Source organism: Streptomyces griseomycini (assembly GCF_014203535.1).
In the GTDB taxonomy this organism is placed as follows: Bacteria; Actinomycetota; Actinomycetes; order Streptomycetales; family Streptomycetaceae; genus Streptomyces; species Streptomyces griseomycini.
The window spans coordinates 418,804-437,274 of sequence record NZ_JACHJI010000003.1; the positions used below are offsets into that span (position 1 = coordinate 418,804).

Annotated in this window: 16 protein-coding genes and 1 tRNA gene; 12 read left to right on the forward strand and 5 right to left on the reverse strand. The window is 71.2% G+C overall.

Features of this window, described 5'->3' with window-relative positions; translation table 11 throughout:
• Positions 1-42 precede the first annotated feature (42 nt).
• Genes FHS37_RS10770 through FHS37_RS10785 form a run of 4 tightly spaced genes read left to right on the forward strand, consistent with a single transcriptional unit; the run spans position 43 to position 4,028 of the window.
• Positions 43-1,560: an amino acid adenylation domain-containing protein gene (locus FHS37_RS10770; RefSeq protein ID WP_184819489.1), complete on the forward strand. Its 1,518-nt coding sequence runs from the start codon at positions 43-45 to the stop codon at positions 1,558-1,560.
• A complete protein-coding gene (locus tag FHS37_RS10775) occupies positions 1,557-2,492 on the forward strand; it encodes a macrolide 2'-phosphotransferase (RefSeq protein ID WP_229889963.1) in 936 nt (311 codons plus the stop codon). Before FHS37_RS10770 ends, FHS37_RS10775 begins: the two co-directional genes overlap by 4 nt.
• Positions 2,489-3,283, forward strand: a complete 795-nt coding sequence (locus FHS37_RS10780) for an alpha/beta fold hydrolase (protein WP_184819491.1) — start codon at positions 2,489-2,491, stop codon at positions 3,281-3,283. The genes FHS37_RS10775 and FHS37_RS10780 overlap by 4 nt, the downstream gene beginning before the upstream one ends.
• Positions 3,273-4,028 carry a nucleoside 2-deoxyribosyltransferase domain-containing protein gene (locus tag FHS37_RS10785; protein ID WP_184819493.1) on the forward strand — a complete coding sequence of 252 codons (756 nt, stop codon included), beginning with the start codon at positions 3,273-3,275 and terminating at the stop codon, positions 4,026-4,028. Before FHS37_RS10780 ends, FHS37_RS10785 begins: the two co-directional genes overlap by 11 nt.
• On the opposite strand, the gene FHS37_RS10790 is transcribed toward FHS37_RS10785, so the two are convergent.
• Positions 4,004-4,561 (reverse strand): GNAT family N-acetyltransferase, encoded by a 558-nt coding sequence (locus FHS37_RS10790; protein WP_184819495.1) that lies wholly within the window; start codon positions 4,559-4,561, stop codon positions 4,004-4,006. The genes FHS37_RS10785 and FHS37_RS10790 overlap by 25 nt on opposite strands.
• A gap of 1,186 nt (positions 4,562-5,747) precedes the next feature.
• Positions 5,748-5,821: transfer RNA gene (locus FHS37_RS10795), tRNA-Gly, on the reverse strand.
• A 261-nt stretch (positions 5,822-6,082) separates the two neighbouring features.
• On the opposite strand from FHS37_RS10795, the gene FHS37_RS10800 reads away from it, so the two are divergent.
• The 3 genes from FHS37_RS10800 to FHS37_RS10810 all read left to right on the forward strand — a co-directional run bounded on the left by FHS37_RS10800 (position 6,083) and on the right by FHS37_RS10810 (position 7,457).
• Positions 6,083-6,250, forward strand: coding sequence for a hypothetical protein (locus FHS37_RS10800; RefSeq protein ID WP_184820066.1), 168 nt, complete (start codon positions 6,083-6,085; stop codon positions 6,248-6,250).
• Between the two features lie 92 nt (positions 6,251-6,342).
• Positions 6,343-6,918, forward strand: coding sequence for a dCTP deaminase (dcd, locus tag FHS37_RS10805; protein WP_184819497.1), 576 nt, complete (start codon positions 6,343-6,345; stop codon positions 6,916-6,918).
• Between the two features lie 41 nt (positions 6,919-6,959).
• Positions 6,960-7,457: a phosphoribosyltransferase gene (locus FHS37_RS10810; RefSeq protein ID WP_184820018.1), complete on the forward strand. Its 498-nt coding sequence runs from the start codon at positions 6,960-6,962 to the stop codon at positions 7,455-7,457.
• 85 nt (positions 7,458-7,542) lie between these two features.
• Here FHS37_RS10810 and FHS37_RS10815 read toward each other — a convergent pair whose 3' ends face one another.
• The 3 genes from FHS37_RS10815 to FHS37_RS10825 form a co-directional block, all read right to left on the reverse strand.
• On the reverse strand, positions 7,543-8,562 hold the full coding sequence (locus FHS37_RS10815) for a Yip1 family protein (RefSeq protein WP_184819499.1): 1,020 nt from the start codon (positions 8,560-8,562) through the stop codon (positions 7,543-7,545).
• 191 nt (positions 8,563-8,753) lie between these two features.
• Positions 8,754-10,208 (reverse strand): FG-GAP-like repeat-containing protein, encoded by a 1,455-nt coding sequence (locus FHS37_RS10820; protein ID WP_184819501.1) that lies wholly within the window; start codon positions 10,206-10,208, stop codon positions 8,754-8,756.
• A gap of 205 nt (positions 10,209-10,413) precedes the next feature.
• Positions 10,414-12,696, reverse strand: coding sequence for a (Fe-S)-binding protein (locus tag FHS37_RS10825; RefSeq protein ID WP_184819503.1), 2,283 nt, complete (start codon positions 12,694-12,696; stop codon positions 10,414-10,416).
• 247 nt (positions 12,697-12,943) lie between these two features.
• On the opposite strand from FHS37_RS10825, the gene FHS37_RS10830 reads away from it, so the two are divergent.
• From FHS37_RS10830 to FHS37_RS10850, 5 genes are all read left to right on the forward strand, one after another.
• Positions 12,944-13,981: an MraY family glycosyltransferase gene (locus FHS37_RS10830; RefSeq protein ID WP_184819505.1), complete on the forward strand. Its 1,038-nt coding sequence runs from the start codon at positions 12,944-12,946 to the stop codon at positions 13,979-13,981.
• Between the two features lie 93 nt (positions 13,982-14,074).
• On the forward strand, positions 14,075-15,919 hold the full coding sequence (gene dnaK, locus FHS37_RS10835) for a molecular chaperone DnaK (RefSeq protein ID WP_184819507.1): 1,845 nt from the start codon (positions 14,075-14,077) through the stop codon (positions 15,917-15,919).
• A complete protein-coding gene (gene grpE, locus FHS37_RS10840; protein ID WP_184819509.1) occupies positions 15,916-16,596 on the forward strand; it encodes a nucleotide exchange factor GrpE in 681 nt (226 codons plus the stop codon). Before dnaK ends, grpE begins: the two co-directional genes overlap by 4 nt.
• Positions 16,597-16,632: 36 nt before the next feature.
• Positions 16,633-17,811, forward strand: a complete 1,179-nt coding sequence (gene dnaJ, locus FHS37_RS10845; protein WP_184819511.1) for a molecular chaperone DnaJ — start codon at positions 16,633-16,635, stop codon at positions 17,809-17,811.
• A gap of 5 nt (positions 17,812-17,816) precedes the next feature.
• Positions 17,817-18,269, forward strand: coding sequence for a heat shock protein transcriptional repressor HspR (locus FHS37_RS10850; RefSeq protein ID WP_184819513.1), 453 nt, complete (start codon positions 17,817-17,819; stop codon positions 18,267-18,269).
• The last annotated feature ends 202 nt before the right edge of the window (positions 18,270-18,471 follow it).

Below are 18,471 nucleotides of genomic sequence, written 5' to 3' on the forward strand. Positions count from 1 at the left end.
ATACGCACCCGCCAATATTCCAACAGAACACGGGAGTTCACAATGGAGTCCTCCGCAGCCTCATTTCTGGAACCGTTCTTCGACAGGGCGCGCGACGATCCGGGCCGGCCAGCCGTCGTCGACAACGGTCTCGTCTTCACCTACGGCACCTTCGCCGCCTGGGTGCTGGAGGTCGCCGCCGCCGTGGAACCCCGCACGGCGGAGCCCCAGCCACCGGTGGGCGTCGTGGTGCACCGCTCGGCCCGTGACGTGGCGGCGATCCTCGGCGTGCTGGCGGCGGGACGGGCGTACGTGCCGCTGGAGGCACACCACCCCGAGGCCCGGCTGGAGGCGATCCTGCGACGGGTCGGCTGCCGGGAGGCGGTGGCGACCGCGGAGACCGGCTGGCAGCCCCCCGTCGGGCAGGTGATCCGGCCGCGCTGGGCACCCACCGCCGTGGCGTCCGCGACACCCCCCGCACCGCCGCGGCCGGGTCCGCGGCCCGAAGACCCGGCGTATGTGCTGTTCACCTCTGGCTCCACCGGCGAGCCGAAGGGAGTGGTGGTCCCGCACCGGGCGCTGGCGGCGGTGGTGCCGCCGCTGCGCATCCTGTACGGCATCGGCGAGGGCGAGTTCGTGCTGCACTTCCACGGCGCGGGCGGCGACACGAGCCTGGAGGAGATCCTGCCGACCCTCACGGCAGGCGCCACCCTCGTGATCGACGACGGGGCGCGTGAGGGGTTCGCGCGGGTGGTGGAGGAGCAACAGCTCTCGGTCGTGGTGCTGCCCACCGGGTTCTGGGACGGTCTTACCGGCGATCTGCTGCGCCAGGACGCTCGGCTGCCGGCGTCCCTGCACACGGTGGTGATCGGCGGGGAAGCGGTGCGCGCCGACATGCTGGAGCGCTGGCGCCGACTTCCCGGCACCAAGGACGTACGGCTGCTCAACACGTACGGCTCCACGGAGACCGCGCTGGTCACGCACGCGGTGGAACTCGCCGGACCGGGCGCCCCCACACTGCCGGAGACGGACGGAGACCTGCCCATCGGGCGCCCCCTGCCGCACGTCGGCCAGCGGATCGACGAGACGGGCGAGTTGTACGTCTCCGGCCCCGGGCTGGCCCTCGGCTATCACGAGAGCCCGGAGGCGACGGCCGCCCGCTTCACCGAACGGGACGGCGTCCGCTGGTACCGCACAGGGGACCTGGTCGGCGAGGCGGCCGACGGGGTCCTGGTGTTCAAGGGACGCTCCGACCACCAGGTCAAGATCCGCGGCTATCGCGTGGACCTGCTCGATGTCGAGGCGCTGATCGGGCGGTGCGAGGGAGTGTCAGCGGTCGCGGCCGCCAAGGTGGACCGAGCCGGGCACTCCTCGCTGGCCGCGTTCTTCGTCCCGTTGCCCGACGCCGAGCCGGGCGAGGTCGCCGCGGGCATCCGCGACCGGCTGACGCGGACGGCGCCGCCGCATCTGGTGCCCGGCCTGATCCTGCCTGTCGACACGCTGGAGCGTACCCACACCGGCAAGGTGGACCGGAACGCGACCCGGGACCGCCACCTGGGCACCATGGCGGCCGCCCGATGAGCGCCGCCGCCCTGGCTCCGGGCGCGGAACCCGCCGAGCTGGCCGCGTACGCCTCACGGAGGCTGGGCGTGGCACTCGTACCGGAGTCCGCACAAAGCGACGACAGCGGCTGGGACTTCCGCGTCACCCACATCCGCGCCACGGACGGCACGTACTGGATCCTGCGGCAGCCGCGGCGGCCGGAGGCATCCGGCCAGCTGGCCGTGGAGGGCGCCGTCCTCAGCGCCGTTCGCCACCGGGTCCCGGTACCGGTTCCCGACTGGCGGTTGCACACCCCGGACCTCGTCGCTTACCCGCGCCTGCCCGGCGAGGCGGCGGGCACAGAGGACCCGGTCACCCTGGTCTACGACTGGTCGATGGATCCGCTGTCCCACCCGGACCGCTACCTGGAGCCGCTCGCCCACTGCCTGGCCGCGGTGCACCGCACGCCTCTGGACGGCCCTTGGGAACTCCCGGGTCCGCACCCGGCCTGCCCCGAGGCCGTACGCTCCCAGATCGCGGACCGGCTGGCCCGGGCCCGGACCGAACTGGAGCTTCCCGCCGCCCAGGTGCGCCGCTGGCAGAAGTGGCTGGACGACGACCGTCTGTGGCCCGACCGCCTGGTGCTCGTCCACGGCGACGTGCACCCGGGCCACACCCTGGTCGAACATCCCCCGTCCGGCCCCCCGGCCCTGTCGGCCCTGCTGGACTGGGCGAACGCCGGCATCGGCGATCCGGCGGCGGACTTCGTCGACATGCTCTATGCCGGCGGCCCGGACGTCCTCGACCGCCTCCTGGACGCCTATCGGGCGGCGGGCGGCGAGGTACCCGCCGGCATGCGGTCGCACATCTTGGCCCGGGCGTCCTTCATCTGGGTCCATGTGGCGCTGCGCGGCCTGGACACGGGCCGCCCGGCGTGGACGCAGACCGCGCTGCGGAGGATGGCCCGGTGAGCGGCGGGACGGCGTACACGGTCCACGGCTCCGGGCGGCCGGTGGTCCTGGTCGCCGGCGCGGGTGGCACCGGCCGGATCTGGGAGCACCACCAGGTGCCCGCGCTCACCGCGGCGGGTCACCAGGTGATCACCTTCGACCACGACACCGCCGGCTCTTGCGTCGGCGAACTGGCCACTGCGGTACGGCAACTCCTCACCGCGCTGGAGCTGCCGCCCTGCCCGCTGGTCGGCCACTCCCTGGGAGCCATGGCGATACAGGAACTGCTTCTCACCGATCCGCATCTGGCGAGCGGCGCTGTGCTGGCCGCGACGCGGGGACGGCCCGACGCGGTCGGCGACGCGCTGGCCCGCGCCGAGGCCGCGTACGCCGAGGCGGGCAGTCGGCTGCCGCCGGAGTACCAGGCGTTCGTGCAGCTGGTGCAGAACCTCTCCCCCAGGACCCTGGCGGACGAGGGTGCGGTCGCAGAATGGCTGGACTTGTTCGAGATCGCCGCGCTCAGCAGTACCTCCGTCGGCGCGCACCGCCCGCGCTCGCCCGCTCCCGACCGGCTGGCCGCGTACGCGGGAATCACCACGCCGCTGCTGGTGGTGGGCTTCGCCGACGACGTGCTGGCCCCCGCCTACCTGAGCCGTGAGGTGGCCGCGGCGATACCCGGCGCCCGCTACACGCAGCTGGCGGACACCGGCCACCTCGGCTTCCTGGAACGTCCCGACGCCTTCAACACCGTCCTTCTCGACTTCCTCGCCACCCTCCCCACGACCGACACCGGAGCGTCCCATGTCCACTGAGCCCCTCCTCGAAGCCCCCGCCTCGGTCGAGGTGACGTACGTCGGCCAGGAGCAGCCCGAGTCCTGGGAAGCGGCCGTGTACCTCTGCGGGCCCACCCCCACCGACCCCGGGAAGCCGTCCTGGCGCCCGTCCGCGGTCGCCGCTCTGCGCACCGCGTGGAAGGGCCCGGGACGACTGGCGGTCTTCCTGCCGGAGCCCGCCGCGGGCAGGTCCTATCCGCCCTACGCGGACCAGATCGTCTGGGAGGAGGAGGCCATGCGCCGCTCGGACGTGGTCCTGTTCTGGATCCCCCGGGAGATGAACCGGCTCCCCGGGCTGGTCTCCAACATCAAGTGGGGGGCGTGGTACGACTCGGGCCGGGCGGTGCTCGGTGCGCCGCCGGAAGCCGAACGCATGGCGTACCTCCTGCACTTCGCCGAGGCGTTCGGGGTGCCGGTGGAGCGCACCCTCCAGGGGGCGGCGGGAGCGGCCCTGCGCGCCGTGGGCCACGGCTCCCACCGCACCGGAGGCGAGCGGGCCGTCCCGCTCGCGGTGTGGCGCTCCGAGCCTTTCCAGAGGTGGTACGCCACCCGACGGATGGCGGGCTGTCGGCTGCTTGACGCGCGCGTGGAGTGGTACGAGCGGGCTCCGGCCCCGGACGCAGACCCGGCCTGGCTGCTGACTGTCACGATCGCGCCGGGCGACGGGTCCGCCCCGTCCGTGTGCCGCCTGCTGTCCGCTCAGGGGCAGGGCATGCTCATGTAGAGCGCCTGCTCGCCCTCGGAGGGCGTGCCGTCGTAGAGGGTGATGTCCAGCCCGCAGAAGGCGAAGCCCATCCGCCGGTAGGCGTGGATCGCCGGCGCGTTGACGGTGGTGACCTCCAGCCAGAGGTGCTCGGCTCCCCGCTCACGGGCGAACTCCACCGCGAGCCCCATCAGCGCGCGGCCGACCCCCCGGCCCCGGTGCTCCGGAGCGACCTCGATGTCCTCGATGGTCAGCCGACGGTTCCATCCGGAATACGACACGGCGACGAACCCGGCCAGGTCACCGGCGGCCCCGTGGGCGACGAAGGTGCGGGAATCCCCGTCGTCGCCGTCCTCCCCGTCGTACTCGTCCTCGGGAAACACCTTCGTCAGGGGAGGGTCCACCGCAATCTCCCGCAGGGAGAACCCGTCGTCGGTGACGGTCACCTGGAAGACCGTGTCGGTGGTGAAGGAGCCATCCAGGGCCTCGATGGCCTCCGCGTCCTCGGGGACGGCGGTGCGGTACCGGTAGGCGGTGTTGTCAACAGTGGTCACGGTACGACGCTAAGACCGCCCGGACCTCGACAGGACGGCTTTCGGCCGACCACGCCCGCGTCCCCGGATCTGGTCTCGGGGGCCTAGGGCACGTCTGGGTCGGCAGCGGTGCCGTGCGTGTGGATGATGTACATGTCCCCTGCCACCACGACCGCGGTGGCACCTTGGGAAGCGTGCCTCGGCATGGGGTCCTCGCGCGCCTGGCCGGATGCTTTCGGCCCGGAACGCACGCCGTCGCCCGTGGTGGAACCCGCCACCAGGTTCACTGATCGTGCACACAGCGTCCCGCATCAGGATGTCCGCAGCCGGTCAGCGCGGCGGCGAGGGCCAGGGGCGCAGACGGCCCCGCAAGCCTGGTCCTACGGCGGGGACCGGTGATTCCGATGTGGTCACGGGACCGTTCTATACACGGGTGGCCGGGAGGGGGCCCCGCGCGTCCGTCACCGGTGTCGGCCCTGTTCTCTCAGCCGAGTCGCGACCGGCTCGGCTGCTGGGCGATGTGGGTGGTTGGGGTGACGACTAGGGCGTGGCTAGCGCGCGAAGGCCGGGGTGGTCACGGCTGTGCAGGCACGCCATCCCCGGGGTGGGAGCATGCGCATCGCCTCCCGTGGAGGTCGACGGCCCGCCGTCACTGCAGTGATCGGGTGGCGCGGGTGCGGTATCTCCGGCGAGACCGCGCTTATCGGCGTACGCGGTGAGATGTCCAGCTCGGCGACGGACGTGGTGTCGAGGTTCGCTGAGATCGACGGGGATGCTTCTGGAGCTGCAGGATGCTGACGCTCGGGTCTCCGACGAAGATCGGAGGAACACGCACAGCTCGGGCTCTGTCGCTCAGCGTGCTCGGCCACCGCCACCTCGCGTCCGGCTCGCGCAGCCTGCTGGTGGGAGCCTCTGCCTGTCCCCTGGGGAGTGCTTCCAGGCAAGGCCAGAGTAGGGGGCTCCGCATTTGCCTGTCCGGTCGTGCTTTGCGTACGCGACTCCACCTGCAAGAGCGCAGGAAGTGATGCGGGACACAGGAAATGCATCTCACCATTCGAGACACATCCCTGACATGCCGTCAGGGCTTACCCTCCGATACCCCTTCGGTGGGCACATTCCCGCGACTCAGGGCACGCGGAGGGCGCGAAGCCCTCAAAATGGTCTAGACAATCAACAAACCCCAGGCCGCTGACCTGGGGTTTCTCTTTGGAGCGGGTGACGAGAATCGAACTCGCGCTCTCAGCTTGGGAAGCTGATGTTCTACCATTAAACTACACCCGCGCAAGATCCAGGACCCCGCCGCACGCGAGCGGTGTCCGGACGCCCGCTCACTCTACCCCATGTCAGGCCCCCGGTGTTCCAGCCCGGGGGCCTGACGGGTTCTCAGGGGATGGATGTGGCTGCGGGGGGCAGAAGTTGGGGCGTACGGTGGAGGGGCCGGGCGGGTCCGGAGTGCCGCCTGGAGGGGCGTTCCTTTGATCCCGTAATGTGGCTTTTGTCGTCAGGGCAGCAAGCCAGACGCGGCTCTTGGGGAAGGGACTCTTGGACTTGATGGAGCGCACCGTCGTCCGCTGTGCCGATGGGCACGTGTTCACCGCCACCTCGTTCCCGATGCAGCAGGCCGAGCGGCTCGGCCCCGGCCGGCTGCTGCGGTGTCCGCGCTGTGCGCGGCTCCGCAGCGTCGTGCCGGTGGCCCTCCAGAAGCGGTAGCGGGGGGCGCGGGAGAGCGGAGAGACAGAGGGCGCGGGCGCGTGGAGCGGAGCGATTGTGGCCGGTCCGCGCGCCTTGCGTATCCTCGGGGCGTGCTTCTCTCAGACAAGGACATCCGGGCCGAGATCGACGCCGGGCGGGTGCGGATCGATCCCTACGACGAATCCATGGTGCAGCCGTCCAGCATCGACGTACGCCTCGACCGCTTCTTCCGGGTGTTCGAGAATCACCGGTACCCCCACATCGACCCGTCCGTCGAGCAGGCGGACCTGACCCGGCTCGTGGAGCCGGAGGGGGACGAACCGTTCATCCTGCACCCGGGCGAGTTCGTGCTGGCCAGCACGTACGAGGTCGTCACGCTGCCCGACGACCTCGCGTCGCGGCTGGAGGGGAAGAGCTCGCTGGGGCGGCTCGGGCTCGTCACCCACTCCACCGCCGGGTTCATCGACCCCGGGTTCTCCGGGCACGTCACCCTCGAGCTCAGCAACCTCGCGACCCTGCCGATCAAGCTGTGGCCCGGGATGAAGATCGGCCAGCTGTGCATGTTCCGGCTCAGCTCGCCCGCCGAGTTCCCGTACGGCAGCGAGCGGTACGGGTCCCGGTACCAGGGGCAGCGCGGACCCACCGCCTCGCGGTCCTACCTCAACTTCCACCGGACGCAGGTGTGAGCGGCGTGAGTGACGTTGATGACACGAGTGGCGTGAGTGACGTGAGCGACGTGCGGGAGAACCTGACCTACGAGCAGTTCGGAGTGGCCGTGCGCGAGCTCGCGCAGGCCGTCGCCGACGACGGGTACCGGCCGGACATAGTGCTGAGCATCGCGCGCGGCGGTGTCTTCGTCGCCGGCGGACTCGCCTACGCGCTCGACTGCAAGAACATCCACCTGGTGAACGTCGAGTTCTACACCGGCGTGGGGACCACGCTCGAGATGCCGGTCATGCTCGCGCCCGTGCCCAACGCCATCGACTTCACCGACAAGAAGGTGCTGATCGCGGACGACGTCGCCGACACCGGCAAGACGCTCAAGCTCGTGCGCGACTTCTGCCTCGACACCGTCGCCGAGGTGCGCAGCGCCGTGGTCTACGAGAAGACGCAGTCGCTGGTGAAGTGCGAGTACGTCTGGAAGCGGACCGACGCGTGGATCAACTTCCCCTGGTCCGTCCAGCCGCCCGTCGTCCGGCGGGCGGGGCAGGTGCTCGACGCCTAGCGCGGGAGGACCGGGCAGGCGGCAGGAAGAAGGGGGCTCCCGGTGGTCGGGAGCCCCCTTCTCGTGCGACTTGTGCGGCTCGGGGTCAGAACGTGCCCAGCTTCACGATCGACAGCAGCGCGACCAGCTGGATCGCCGACGCGCCCAGGGCCTTCGGCCAGGGGAGGTCGTGGGAGCGGCTGACCATCACGGTGAGCAGGGCGCCGGCCGCCACCCAGGTGGCCCAGCCGAGGAGCTGGACGAAGGCGGCGTCGCCGCCCGCGAACATGGCGAAGACCAGGCGGGGGGCGTCCGTGAGGGACATGACCAGCATGGAGAGGCCGACCGTGGGCTGCCAGGCGCCGTCGCCGCCGAGCTGGCGGGCCAGGGTGTGGGTGACCACGCCGAGGACGAAGGCGCTGAGCACCATCGCGACGGCCGTCGTCAGGACGATCGGGACGGCGTTCGACAGGGTGGCGTTGATCGCGTCCTCGCGGGCGCCGTCGAAGCCGAAGACGGCGAGCAGGCCGTAGAGGAAGGTGACGATGAGGGCGGGGACCCACATCGTGTAGTCGCGCATCTGGAGGAACGTCCGGGAGGGGGACAGGACGATGCCCTTGAGCAGGTCCTTCCAGTGCAGGCGGGGGCCGATCGGACCGGGGGGCGGGGCGGAGCCGGCGCGGTAGGTGTCGCCCTGGGTGTAGGGGTCCTCGCCGATCGCGAACGCCTGGGTGTGGCCCGGGTTGTTGGCCGCGTACGGGTCGTGCGGGCCCTGGGCGCCGTGCGGGTGTCCGCCGTCGCCGAAGTACTCGGGTTCGCCGTGACCGCCGTGACCGGCGCCCGGTCCTGCGGGCCCGCCGTTCGCGTGCGGCCAGGGGCTGCCGCCGCCGCTGCCGTACGAGGGCTGCTGCGGGTACGGCTGAGGCGCCTGCGGGTAGCCGTACGACGGCCCCTGCGGCGTCTGCTGTCCGTACGGGGGGTGTTGCGGTCGCGCGTGAGGAGCGCCGTTGTTGTCCCGGCCGCGTCCGATCCTGAATCCAGCCACGCCTTCGAACGTACCTGGTCCCGGGAGACGACGTGCGGGACCCCGGCTTCCGGGCCCGGGTTTGCGGCCGAGCTGTGACATCCCCTAAGGGGTGGTCGGTTCGGCTGTCCGTCCTCCGTAGGGGCTCCCCGGGGGCCGGTCCTCCGCAGGACGGACGGCGCGCTCACGTCACTGCGGCACCGGACGCCCGACGGGGCGGGTCCGTGGCTGGCCGCGTTCTTCGTCGTCACGCCGGTCCCGGCCCGCGGCGTGCTCGCGCGGGCCGGGGTGGATCAGCCGTTGACGTGGAGGCCGAACAGCGGGTGGCCCGCCGGGGACAGGCCGGCCTGGGTCAGGCCGATGCCGCGTCCGGTGGTGCCGATCTTCGAGCCGTCGGAGTCGAAGGCGACGGCGTAGCCGTCGGAGGAGTTCTCCCACGGCATGCCGACGGTCAGGTCGGCCTTGCCGTCGCCGGTGACGTCGGAGAGGAGGACCTCGCCGCCGAATCCGTCGCCCTCCTCGTTGCCGCCGGGGACGCCCGGGGTGTCCTGGTGCAGGGACTGGGAGCCGGCGTCGGAGAGGCCGCCGCTGGAGCCGTAGACCACGGAGACCATGCCGGCGTCCTCGACCCCGCCCAGGTCCTCGCCCGGCGCGCCGATGACGAGGTCGTCGTGGCCGTCGCCGTTGATGTCGCCGAGGGAGACCTCGTAGCCGAAGCCGTCACCGGTCTCGTTGCTGCCGGGCACGCCGGCGGTGTTCTGGCTGATGGTCTCGACACCGCCCTCGGGACCGTACGGCGTCCCGTAGACGATCTCCACGGCCCCGCCCTTGGCGGCGCCGGCGCTGTTCGCGCCGGCGTCCCACTGGTTGCCGATGACGATGTCGCCGTGGCCGTCGCCGTTCACGTCGCCGATGTCGGAGATGACGCCGGCGGGGAGCTTCCGGGCGCCGGAGGTGGTCGTGCCGGAGGAGGAGCCGGGCAGCCAGTAGTTGGCGTTGTACGAGTACTCGCCGTCGCTGTCGCCCTCGTAGCCGTCCACGACCAGGTCGGTGCGGCCGTCGGAGTCGATGTCGCCCGGGGTGAGGTTGAAGATGTCGATGCCCTTCACCTTGAGGACGGGCGTCGTGACGGCGTACCGGCCGCCGGTGGAGCCCGTCCTGGTGAAGCCGCCGCGGTAGATGTCGACCTTGTCGATGTCCGAGGCGATCGCGAGGTCGGCCCGGCCGTCGCCGTCGTAGTCGCCGGCCGCGACCACCTGGCCGAACCAGTCGTGGCTGGAGCGGGAGGGGTCGGAGACCGTGGTGCCGCCGGACAGCCCGCCGGAGCCGCCCCACAGGATGACCACGGTGCCGCCGTCGGCGTCCGAGCCGGAGTCCTCGCCCGGGGCGCCCACGGCCAGGTCGGCGTAGCCGTCGCCGTTGAAGTCGCCCGGGGCGGTGTGGGCGCCGAACTGGTCGTCCTTCTCGGCGGCGCCCGGGACGCCCGCGCTGTCCTGGGTGAGGGACTGGATCCTGTGCGCGCCGGCGCCGTCCGGGGAGCCGTAGAGGATCGTGACGGCGCCGGCGGCGTTCCTGCCGCCCACGGTGGCCAGGGGCGCGGTGACGGCGACGTCCCGGTAGCCGTCGCCGTCGAAGTCGCTGTCGAGGCCCGGGGCGGCGGCCGCGGGCCCGGCCGCGGCGACGAGCAGGCCGCCGGTGAGCGCGACCGCGGTGGCGGTCGCCAGGGTGGTGCCGATCTTCTTGCGCATGGGTCTCCTGCCGTGTGCGGGACGGCCGCCGGCTGCGGCGTCCCGTGCCGATGCGGTGGGTCACCCGTGTTCGTCCTGTATTGACCCCGGGTTCACCGGGTGATCACCGCTCAGGAGACCCGTGGAGGGTCCGGAGGGTTGTACGTGGACATGACGAAGGGGGCCGTCCGGTCGGACGGCCCCCTTCATCCTCGCGGTGCCGGGATCACTTCACCGGCTCGGGCTCCGGGGCGCTCTCGCTCTCCTCGTCGCCCGCCGGGCCGGCCGGGGTCTTGACGGACTCCAGCAGCAGCTGGGCGACGTCGACGACCTGGACGGACTCCTTGGCCTTGCCCTCGTTCTTCTTGCCGTTGACCGAGTCGGTCAGCATGACCAGGCAGAACGGGCAGGCGGTGGAGACGATGTCCGGGTTGAGGGAGAGGGCCTCGTCGACGCGCTCGTTGTTGATGCGCTTGCCGATCCGCTCCTCCATCCACATCCGCGCGCCGCCGGCGCCGCAGCAGAAGCCGCGCTCCTTGTGGCGGTGCATCTCCTCGTTGCGGATGCCCGGGACCTTGCCGATGATCTCGCGCGGGGGCGTGTAGATCTTGTTGTGGCGGCCCAGGTAGCACGGGTCGTGGTAGGTGATGATGCCCTCGACCGGGGTGACCGGGATCAGCCGGCCCTCGTCGACCAGGTGCTGGAGCAGCTGGGTGTGGTGGATGACCTCGTAGTCGCCGCCGAGCTGCGGGTACTCGTTGCCGAGCGTGTTGAGGCAGTGCGGGCAGGTGGCGACGATCTTCTTCGCCGACCTGGGCTTCCTCGACTCGGGCGTGACCTTGCCGTCGTCGTCCGTCTCCTCGCCGAACGCCGCGTTCAGCGACATGACGTTCTCCATGCCGAGCTCCTGGAACAGGGGCTCGTTGCCCAGGCGGCGGGCGGAGTCGCCGGTGCACTTCTCGTCGCCGCCCATGATCGCGAACTTGACGCCCGCCATGTGCAGCAGCTCCGCGAAGGCCTTGGTGGTCTTCTTGGCGCGGTCCTCCAGGGCGCCGGCGCAGCCGACCCAGTACAGGTACTCGACCTCGGTCAGGTCCTCGATGTCCTTGCCGACGACCGGGACCTCGAAGTCGACCTCCTTGGTCCACTCCAGGCGCTGCTTCTTGGCCAGGCCCCAGGGGTTGCCCTTCTTCTCCAGGTTCTTGAGCATCGTGCCCGCCTCGGACGGGAACGCCGACTCGATCATGACCTGGTAGCGGCGCATGTCGACGATGTGGTCGACGTGCTCGATGTCCACCGGGCACTGCTCGACGCAGGCGCCGCAGGTGGTGCAGGACCACAGCACGTCCGGGTCGATGACGCCGTTCTCCTCGACGGTGCCGATCAGCGGGCGCTCGGCCTCGGCGAGGGCGGCCGCCGGGACGCCGGCCAGCTGCTCCTCCGAGGCCTTCTCCTCGCCCTCCATGGTCTTGCCGCCGCCGGCCAGCAGGTAGGGGGCCTTGGCGTGCGCGTGGTCGCGCAGGGACATGATCAGGAGCTTGGGGGAGAGGGGCTTTCCGGTGTTCCAGGCGGGGCACTGCGACTGGCAGCGGCCGCACTCGGTGCAGGTGGAGAAGTCCAGCAGGCCCTTCCAGGAGAACTGCTCGACCTGGGAGACGCCGAAGACGTCGTCGTCACCGGGGTCGGTGAAGTCGATCGGCTTGCCGCCCGAGGCCATCGGCTGCAGGGCGCCCAGGGCCGTCTCGCCGGTGGCGTTGCGCTTGAACCAGATGTTCGGGAAGGCCAGGAAGCGGTGCCAGGCCACACCCATGTTGGTGTTGAGCGAGACCGTGATCATCCAGATCATGGTCGTGCTCAGCTTGATCATCGCGAACAGGTAGACCAGGTTCTGCAGCGTCGCGACGGACAGGCCGTCGAAGGCGAGGACCAGGGGGTACGAGGCGAAGTACGCGGCCTCGTAGTGGTCCACGTGGTGGATCGCGCCCTCGAGACCGCGCAGGACGTAGATCGCGAGGCCGATGGTGAGGATGACGTACTCGACGAAGTACGCCTGGCCCATCTTCGAGCCGGCGAACCGCGACTTGCGGCCCGGCCGCGAGGGCAGGCTCAGCAGGCGGATCACCATCAGCACGGCGATGCCCAGGGTGGTCATCGCGCCGATGAACTCGATGTACATCTCGTACGGCAGGAAGCCGCCGAGCACCGGCAGCGTCCAGTCGGCCTGGAAGAGCTGGCCGTAGGCGGTGACGATCGTCGGCGGCAGCGTCAGGAAGCCGACGGCCACGAACCAGTGGGCGACGCCGACGATTCCCCACCGGTTCATGCGCGTGTGGCCGAGGAACTCCTTCACCAGGGTCACACTGCGCTGGTAGGGATTGTCGGTCCGGGTGCCGGCGGGGACCGGCTGGCCCAGTTTGAAGTACCGGACGAACTGGCCGATCGCGCGTGCGAGCAGCGCAACGCCGACCACGGTCAGGACCAGCGACACGATGATCGCGGCGAGTTGCATGGGGGCTCCTCGGGCCTGCGAGGGGTTTCGTCGGGGGCTCCCGTACGGCTTCCCCGAAATTACTAAGCGGTAACTTATTCAGTCTGTTCGAGAGTACCCCCATCCTCAGCCGCACTGTAGCCGGGCGCGGGGTGATCTGAGTCGCTGAGGGTTGCCTGAGGAGGTGCCCCGGCGGCGCCCGGGTGGCGCCTCGGATCCGATCGTGTTATTCACGCCCGATCGGTACATATGCCCCTAACTTATATCCGTGCTCTACGGGATCGCCGCCGCCACCACCGCCCTGCTCCTCGCCGCCCTCCTCACGGAACTGCTCCGGTTCCCCGCCCTGCGCCTCGGCGCCCTGGACCGCAGGCGCCGGCGGGCGGTGCCGTTGTCCGGGGGAGTGACCGTCGCGCTGGTGACCGGCCTGGTCGCGGCCGCCGGGGACGCGGCCGGGATCGCACCGCTCGGCACCGGGGTCGGCAGGCTGCTGGTGGCCGGGGCCTGTGTCGGCGCGCTCGGGCTGGCGGCGGACGTGTGGCGGCTGCGGTGGTGGATCCCGCTCGCCGGTGCGGCCGTGGCGGCGGCGACGGTGGTGCCGTACGAGCGGACCGGGGTGCCGGGCGGGCTGCTCGCCGTGGGGTGGATCGTGGGCCTCACCGCAGCCTTCCGGGGGCTCGACCACGCGGACGGGCTGGCCGGCACGGTGGGGGTGGTGACCGCGTTCGGGGTGGCGGCCTGCGCGGCGGCCGAGCTGAGGGACGGGATCGCGGTGCTGCTGAGCGTGCTGGCCGCCGCGCTGGCCGGGTTCCTCGTCCACAACTGGCACCCCGCGCGGGCCGCCCTCGGCGCGTGCGGCTCGCTGTTCGCGGGGTTCGTGCTCGCCGCGGCGGCGGTGTCCGTGCGGGCCGGGCACGCGGCGGGGCCGAGCGCCGGGGTGCTGTTCGCGCTGGCCTCCGTGGCGTGCGCCGACGTCGCGCTGGTGGTCCTCGCGCGGTGGCCGGCCCGGCGGCCCCTGGTGGGCGGCGGTCCGGACCACCTGGGGCACCGGCTGCGGCGGCTCGGGCTCGCCCCGCACGCGGTGACCGTCCTGCTGGGCGCCGGTGCGCTGGGCGGGGTACTGGTCGGGGTGTGCGCGCACACCGGATGGGCGTCCGGGGGCGCGGTGCTGTGGGTCGCGGGGGTGGCCGCGGTGGCGGTCCTGGCGCTGGTACGGGTCTCCGTCACCCCCGTTTTTCCGCCTCGTCAACGCTGTTCGACCGCGTCCGCGCAGGTCAGCGAGCGGTTGCGCGTAAGGAACAGATAAGAGTTGAGTCTGCCCGACTCAGCTCTGTTGACCCTGCGCCGGGCGTCAGGCATGCTTGAGTCCGTTCCACTCAAGTCAGCTGGAGGAATCGAAATGGCACGTGCGGTCGGCATCGACCTGGGCACGACTAACTCCGTCGTCAGCGTTCTGGAGGGCGGGGAGCCCACCGTCATCACCAACGCCGAGGGTGCCAGGACCACGCCGTCCGTCGTCGCCTTCGCCAAGAACGGCGAGGTGCTGGTCGGTGAGGTGGCCAAGCGCCAGGCCGTGACCAACGTCGACAGGACCATCCGGTCGGTCAAGCGCCACATGGGCACCGACTGGAAGATCGAGCTCGACGGCAAGCCCTTCAACCCGCAGCAGATCAGCGCCTTCGTGCTGCAGAAGCTGAAGCGGGACGCCGAGGCCTACCTGGGCGAGAAGGTGACCGACGCGGTCATCACCGTCCCGGCGTACTTCAACGACGCCGAGCGCCAGGCGACCAAGGAGGCCGGCGAGATCGCCGGTCTGAACGTGCTGCGCATCGTCAACGAGCCGACCGCCGCCGCCCTGGCGTACGGCCTCGACAAGGACGAGCAGGTCATCCTCGTCTTCGACCTCGGTGGCGGTACCTTCGACGTCTCCCTGCTGGAGATCGGCGACGGCGTCGTCGAGGTGAAGGCCACCAACGGTGACAACAACCTCGGTGGTGACGACTGGGACCAGCGCGTCGTCGACTACCTGGTCAAGCAGTTCCAGTCGGGCCACGGCGTGGACCTGGCCAAGGACAAGATGGCGCTGCAGCGTCTGCGCGAGGCCGCCGAGAAGGCGAAGATCGAGCTGTCCTCGTCCACCGAGACCACGATCAACCTCCCCTACATCACCGCCTCCGCCGAGGGCCCCCTGCACCTCGACGAGAAGCTGACCCGCGCCCAGTTCCAGCAGCTGACCGCGGACCTGCTGGAGCGCTGCAAGACGCCGTTCCACAACGTCATCAAGGACGCCGGCATCTCCGTCAACGAGATCGACCACGTCGTCCTGGTCGGCGGCTCCACCCGCATGCCCGCCGTCGCCGAGCTCGTCAAGGAGCTGACCGGCGGCAAGGAGGCCAACAAGGGCGTCAACCCGGACGAGGTCGTCTCCATCGGCGCCGCGCTCCAGGCCGGTGTCCTCAAGGGCGAGGTCAAGGACGTCCTGCTGCTCGACGTCACCCCGCTGTCCCTCGGCATCGAGACCAAGGGCGGCATCATGACCAAGCTGATCGAGCGCAACACCACGATCCCGACGAAGCGCTCCGAGATCTTCACCACGGCCGAGGACAACCAGCCGTCGGTGCAGATCCAGGTCTACCAGGGCGAGCGCGAGATCGCGGCGTACAACAAGAAGCTCGGCATGTTCGAGCTGACCGGTCTGCCGCCGGCGCCGCGCGGCGTCCCGCAGATCGAGGTCTCCTTCGACATCGACGCCAACGGCATCATGCACGTCACGGCGAAGGACCTCGGCACCGGCAAGGAGCAGAAGATGACCGTCACCGGCGGCTCCTCGCTCCCGAAGGAAGAGGTCGACCGCATGCGCGAGGAGGCCGAGCGCTACGCGGAGGAGGACCACAAGCGCCGCGAGGCCGCCGAGTCCCGCAACCAGGGCGAGCAGCTCGTCTACCAGACCGAGAAGTTCCTCGCGGACAACGCGGACAAGGTCCCCGGTGACGTCAAGTCCGAGGTCGAGGCCGCCGTCGCCGAGCTGAAGGAGAAGCTCAAGGGCGACGACACCGCCGAGATCCGCACCGCCACGGAGAAGGTCGCGGCCGTCTCCCAGAAGCTGGGCCAGGCCATGTACGCCGACGCCCAGGGCGCCCAGGCGGCCGGCGGCGCCTCCGCCGGCGCCGGTGAGGCCAAGGCGGACGACGACGTCGTCGATGCCGAGATCGTCGACGAGGACCGTAAGGACGGTGCGGCGTGACCGAGGAGACCCCGGGCTTCGACGAGCAGTCGCAGCAGCCCGACGTCCCCTCCGGCGCCCCCTCCGACGACGCCGAGCCGAAGGCCGCCCCCACCCCCTCCGCGGAGGAGGCGGCGGCCCCGGCCGGGGACACGGACCAGACCGCGGCCCTGACGGCCCAGCTGGACCAGGTGCGCACCGCGCTCGGGGAGCGCACCGCGGACCTGCAGCGCCTCCAGGCCGAGTACCAGAACTACCGCCGCCGGGTCGAGCGCGACCGGATCGCGGTCAAGGAGGTCGCCGTCGCGAACCTCCTGACCGAGCTCCTGCCCGTGCTCGACGACATCGGCCGCGCGCGGGAGCACGGCGAGGTGGTCGGCGGGTTCAAGTCCGTCGCCGAGTCGCTGGAGTCCACGCTGGCGAAGATGGGCCTGCAGCAGTTCGGCAAGGAGGGCGAGCCCTTCGACCCGACGATCCACGAGGCCCTGATGCACTCCTACGCCCCGGACGTCACCGAGACGACGTGCGTGGCGATCCTGCAGCCCGGGTACCGCATCGGCGAGCGCACCATCCGCCCCGCGCGGGTGGCCGTGGCCGAACCGCAGCCCGGCGCGCAGACGGTCAAGCCGGCCGAGGAGGGCACCGAGGCGGCGGACACGGCGGAGAACAAGGAGAGCGGTGGCCCGGAGGAGGGCTGACGCGATAGCTGACGCAGGAAAGGAGGGACGTCGGGGATGAGCACCAAGGACTTCATCGAGAAGGACTACTACAAGGTCCTCGGCGTCCCCAAGGACGCCACCGAGGCCGAGATCAAGAAGGCGTACCGGAAGCTCGCCCGCGAGTTCCACCCGGACGCCAACAAGGGCAACGCCAAGGCGGAGGAGCGGTTCAAGGAGATCTCCGAGGCGAACGACGTCCTCGGCGACCCCAAGAAGCGCAAGGAGTACGACGAGGCCCGCGCGCTCTTCGGCAACGGCGGTTTCCGCCCGGGGCCGGGAGCGGGCGGCGGCTCGTTCAACTTCGACCTGAGCGACCTGTTCGGCGGCCAGGCCGCCGGGCAGAGCGCGGGCGGCGGCTTCGGCGGCGGCCTCGGTGACGTCTTCGGGGGCCTGTTCAACCGTGGCGGTGCGGGCACCACCCGCACCCAGCCCCGGCGCGGCCAGGACATCGAGTCCGAGGTCACCCTCAGCTTCACCGAGGCGACCGAGGGCGCGACCGTCCCGCTGCGGATGTCCTCGCAGGCGGCCTGCAAGGCCTGTTCGGGCACCGGCGACAAGAACGGCACGCCACGCGTGTGCCCGACCTGCGTCGGCACCGGTCAGGTGGCGCGGGGCTCCGGCGGGGGCTTCTCGCTCACCGACCCCTGCCCGGACTGCAAGGGCCGCGGTCTGATCGCGGAGGACCCCTGCGACGTCTGCAAGGGCAGCGGCCGGGCCAAGTCCTCGAGGACCATGCAGGTGCGCATCCCCGCGGGCGTCAGCGACGGCCAGCGGATCCGGCTGCGCGGCAAGGGCGCACCGGGCGAGCGCGGCGGTCCGGCGGGCGATCTGTACGTCGTCGTGCACGTCGGCACCCACCCGGTGTTCGGCCGCAAGGGCGACAACCTCACCGTCACCGTCCCGGTCACCTATCCCGAGGCGGCGCTCGGCGGGGAGATCCGGGTCCCGACGCTCGGTGGTCCCCCGGTCACGCTGAAGCTGCCGCCGGGCACGCCCAACGGCCGCACCATGCGGGCGCGGGGCAAGGGCGCGGTCCGCAAGGACGGCACCCGCGGCGATCTGCTGGTCACCGTGGAGGTGAGTGTTCCCAAGGACCTGTCGGGGAAGGCTCGTGACGCGCTGGAGGCGTATCGCGAGGCGACCGCGGGCGAGGACCCGCGGGCGGAGCTGTTCCAGGCCGCGAAGGGAGCTTGATTCAGATGGACGGCCGTCGACGCAACCCGTACGAACTGACCCAGGACACCCCGGTCTACGTCATTTCGGTGGCGGCCCAGCTCTCCGGCCTGCACCCGCAGACCCTGCGTCAGTACGACCGTCTGGGGCTCGTGTCGCCGGACCGCACCGCCGGCCGGGGCCGCCGCTACTCGGCCCGCGACATCGAGCTGCTCCGCCAGGTGCAGCAGTTGTCGCAGGACGAGGGCATCAACCTGGCCGGGATCAAGCGCATCATCGAACTGGAGAACCAGGTCGCCGCCCTCCAGGCCCGCGTGGTCGAACTGGAGGACGCCCTCGACGGCGCGGCGGCGGCGATGCGTCAGCGCGAGGCGGCGGTGCACGCCTCGTACCGCCGCGACCTGGTGCCGTACCAGGAGGTGCAGCAGACCAGCGCGCTGGTGGTGTGGCGGCCGAAGCGGCAGCAGCAGTCGGACTGACGCGGCGGCGAAGTACCGCGAGGGGCCCGGGGGTCGGGACGACCCCCGGGCCCCTCGTCGTGTGCGCGCGCGTCCGTGAGGGGGGCGTGCGCGCGGGGCCGTCGGATCCCCGCCGGTCGTTCGCGGATCCCTCACGAGTTCGGCGCACCGTGATGTGTCCATCTCGTTAAGTGGCTGGTCTTGACTGAAGTGGTGGCGAAAG